Consider the following 3,784-nt stretch of genomic DNA (forward strand, 5'->3'; position numbering starts at 1 on the left):
TGTGTGAGTGTGAACAATGTGGAGAGGCATTCCGGGCAGATCACCTGATTGAAGACTATTTTTTTTCCTTTAAAAACTTGACAAAAAATACAATTAATGTTATAATTAGTATAGAAAATAAAAAAGAATATTTTTTTAACTTTCTATTTCCAATAAATAACAAATATGGAAAGAAAAAATTATTAAGGTTTATTTAAAAAATAAGGAGGAGTGTAAAAATGCAAAAATTTGATAGTATGGAAGAGTTATTAGAAGGTGTAGATTTTGATTGGGAATTACTTTTTGATAATTGGATTTGTGGGTTTGTGATTTATGAATTTGATATTACCAGAATGGGTGGTTGGTGTCGATGGGAAGAGGGAGACACTTGTATTGATGGAGAAAAATATTTATGTTTTGAATGGGGAGACTATTTCTTAATCAAAGAAGACGCTTTTGAAAAATATGTATGGGGGATTTTCAAAAGGAAAGAGGATTATCCTAATCGTGAAGATTATGATACAGATTATGATTATAGGAATGCCCAATGGGAAGATTATCCTTATTATATCTGCCATGAAGCTTATGCAACCAAAGAAAAAGCAATAGAGATATTAGAAGAGTTTGAATTAACATGGGAAGAAAATCAAGGTAAAACTTATGATACTGTTTATTATCTGGAAAGATAATTAACCCAAAAATTAAATATTGTTTCACCAACCACACTATTCTTACAAACCACTTTTTCATTTGTAGGGGTAGTGTGTTTTGTTTTTGTTTTATAAATTTACTTCAAAAAATTCCAAAGGAGGAACATAAAAATGTTAAAAAGAACAAATAATTTTCAGGTACCAAATATTATGTTAATTGCTGAGTTGTCGAAGGAAAGGGAAACACTTGAAGGTTTACAAAGAAGATTTTTGTATAGGAAAAACATTAAAAAAGAAAATGATTTTTCACTTGTAAAAGATATAGTTCAGGTTAGAAACCAAATGACAAGAATGGTTGAAAATGAATTTGACAGAGTGGATCCAGAAATTTTTCAAAATCATTATAATACAGAAAAAATCGAGAAATTGTTAGAATATCCTGAAGAAATCAAACCTTATGTCGAGATTAAATAATTAATAATACCGAATTTTCTTAAATTGTTGATCCGTAAGAACGAAAATTAATTAGAACGAAAATTCCAAAGGAGGAATGGTTAAATGTATAAAAGTAAAAAAGTAAAATTGTTAGTGTTAATGTTGATCTTGGTACTGTCTTTTTCTGTTTCTTTTTCTGTTAGCTCATATGCAAAAAATATTGCAAAAGTATCAGAATCCAAACTTAAAATTTCATCCGACCATTGGGCTTATCAGAATGTGAAAAGACTTGTTGAGCTTGGTATTGTTGAAGGTTATCCAGATGGAACATTTCAGGGTAATGAACCTATAAGTCGCTATGAAATTGCTGCAATAACAGATAGAGCTTTAAGAAATCTTAATGACAAATTTGATCGGGTGGAAAGGAAAATATGGAAGAATGATTCTGAACTTTTCAATCTTGATCTGACATTAAGTTTGTTGGCAAAAGAATTTCGAAATGAGTTAGAACTGTTGGGTAATAATGTTGATGAAATTAATCAAAGATTAGAAAATCTTGATAACCGTATTTCAAAATTTGAAAAACCTGATACTGGCATTGTTGTTTCAGCCGATATAAAGAAAATGTATGGAAAAAATATCCACTCTTGGAGTCAAAAAAATCAATTCGACTATGGTGGAGAAACTTATAATATTAATACAGATGTCGAAAGAACAGCCCCACTTGATATGACAGTATTGGAACTTGGATTCAAAAAAAATAGCTTTGTAAATCAAAAACTTAATGAAAAAGTAGAATATATTGAAGCTAATTATATAACCAATCTTAATGATGGAGAAGAAAACATTGAACTTGAATCTGAAACCACTATTGAAGGTCTGGATGAGACTTCAAAAAATAAAGGTCTTCAGGGAAAGAAAGTCAATTTTAAAAATTATAATGCTTCCGTATTGACAGAGAAAAAACTATTTAAAACACCTTTTAAATTAGGATTTGGCTTTAATCATCAGGAACAAAACTTCAAATCCACTGGTGAAAAAACCGAACAGAATATTAATAATAAATATATGTCTGGTGGAGAAGGAAAAGGGACTACAACGGAAATGCTGTATGAAATCAATAATCCGTATATCCTTCTTGAAGCAAATAAGGATGTAAAAGGTATTAATACCAATCATCAAATTCGATTAACTCCCTATTCTACAATTAAGTCTCAATATAATAACTATTATTTTGGGGAAAAAATCAAAGCCAGAGATAATGGATATGGTATTGGTTATAACTTGGAAGCAAAAAAAGAAATCAAAGAAAATATAAACCTTGTTTTTGGACTTGATGCTAATTATAAGAAATACAATGATGTAGAATTTGAAGTATATAACGAAAGTGAATATACAAGTGTTGAAGAATATTATAGTCAGTTCCAGCACCCAGAAGGAGAAATTGAACAAAAAACACTTACTGTTGGTCTTGGAGTTAATATTAAGTTTTAATAGTTGATTATTTGGGGAGGTTTATTCCTCCCCATTCTTATATAGAAAGAAAAAAATAAGAAGGAAAAAAATAAAAAGGAGGAATACAAAAATGTTTAAAAAATTTAAAAGTTTGTTTTTTATATTAATATCAATTGTGTTATTAATAACCCTGACGGGTTGTGATAACAGTCTTGAAGAAGATGTTGGTGGTGGTCCGAAAAAAATAGCCAACATTACTGGTAATGTATCCGTACTCAATCGAAATGGAGAAAAAGAATCAATTGAAGGGGCTTCCATTGTAATTAATGATAATATAACAGAAACCGATGTTAAGGGTAATTATTCTATTGCTGTTCCATCTGGAAATTATGAAATGGCAGCAACCTATAATTATAATGGAGAGCAAATTACTCAAAAAATTAATCTTGAAATTCCAGAAGGTACCTTTAATTTTGAAAGAAATTTTACCTACAAAACTTTTGGAGAATTAAATCTGAATATATATACATGGATAGATGGAGAAAAAGTATTATTGGAAAACCCTTCACTCACAACAACAATTTCAAATGAAAACTATGTTGAAGAAAATCCTTATAAAAAAGAAATAACCGAAGAGAATGAAATTAATTTAAAACTGGATGTTGGAAAATATGATCTTTTTATTGAAGCTGTTATTGACGGGAAAACTCAAACAATTGAAGATAGCATTGAAATTAAGAGTGGAGAACAGTTAAATTATACAGCTAAGTTTAATGAACCTGAAAATGAGCCTGAAAAGGTAGATATGACAGGTAGGTTAATGGTTTTAAATCCATTTCTCCCTGAAGGAATTGATGAAGTTCAGCCAGAAAGTGATTATACTATAGAAGTCTATCAAAATGGTGAAAAAATAACAGAAACTATAACAGACACAGATGGAAACTATTCTCTTAGTCTATATCCAGGAACTTATGAAATTCCCAATCCTTATAATCCTGTTGAAATGATAGAATTAGTTGTTCAGGAAGGAGTTAATACTCTGCCAGAAATTGAATATGAACTTGTGTTAACTGATCTAAGTTTTTATTTTCAAGATGGAGAACATTATGAAGAAGATTTGAAAAACTATTATCAAATAGGAGATTATAACCTTAGTGAATGGGTTAATACCTCACATATGGAAAACAGGTAACGTCAAGTATTTTGTGTAAATAAATTAATATCTTTCTTCAAATAGTTGAATTAGTTTTTCTCGAGCAGCTAAA

General features: G+C 29.4%; 4 protein-coding genes. All 4 read left to right on the forward strand.

Going from position 1 to position 3,784, the window contains the following annotated elements:
- The first annotated feature begins 218 nt into the window (after positions 1–218).
- The 4 genes from CI949_RS18225 to CI949_RS18240 all read left to right on the forward strand — a co-directional run bounded on the left by CI949_RS18225 (position 219) and on the right by CI949_RS18240 (position 3,711).
- Complete coding sequence (locus CI949_RS18225) at positions 219–668, forward strand: hypothetical protein (protein WP_290769016.1); 450 nt, start codon at positions 219–221, stop codon at positions 666–668.
- Positions 669–800: 132 nt separating this feature from the next.
- Positions 801–1,103: a hypothetical protein gene (locus CI949_RS18230; protein WP_290769019.1), complete on the forward strand. Its 303-nt coding sequence runs from the start codon at positions 801–803 to the stop codon at positions 1,101–1,103.
- An 84-nt stretch (positions 1,104–1,187) separates the two neighbouring features.
- Positions 1,188–2,558, forward strand: a complete 1,371-nt coding sequence (locus tag CI949_RS18235; protein WP_290769022.1) for an S-layer homology domain-containing protein — start codon at positions 1,188–1,190, stop codon at positions 2,556–2,558.
- 91 nt (positions 2,559–2,649) lie between these two features.
- Positions 2,650–3,711 (forward strand): hypothetical protein, encoded by a 1,062-nt coding sequence (locus CI949_RS18240; protein ID WP_290769024.1) that lies wholly within the window; start codon positions 2,650–2,652, stop codon positions 3,709–3,711.
- Positions 3,712–3,784: the final 73 nt, after the last annotated feature.

The organism is Halanaerobium sp. (assembly GCF_003070835.1).

Excerpts from the sequence above, each read along its gene's own strand:
- CI949_RS18225 (WP_290769016.1), top strand. The coding sequence starts at position 219 with ATGCAAAAATTTGATAGTATGGAAGAGTTATTAGAAGGTGTAGATTTT.
- CI949_RS18230 (WP_290769019.1), top strand. The coding sequence starts at position 801 with ATGTTAAAAAGAACAAATAATTTTCAGGTACCAAATATTATGTTAATT.
- CI949_RS18235 (WP_290769022.1), top strand. The coding sequence starts at position 1,188 with ATGTATAAAAGTAAAAAAGTAAAATTGTTAGTGTTAATGTTGATCTTG.
- CI949_RS18240 (WP_290769024.1), top strand. The coding sequence starts at position 2,650 with ATGTTTAAAAAATTTAAAAGTTTGTTTTTTATATTAATATCAATTGTG.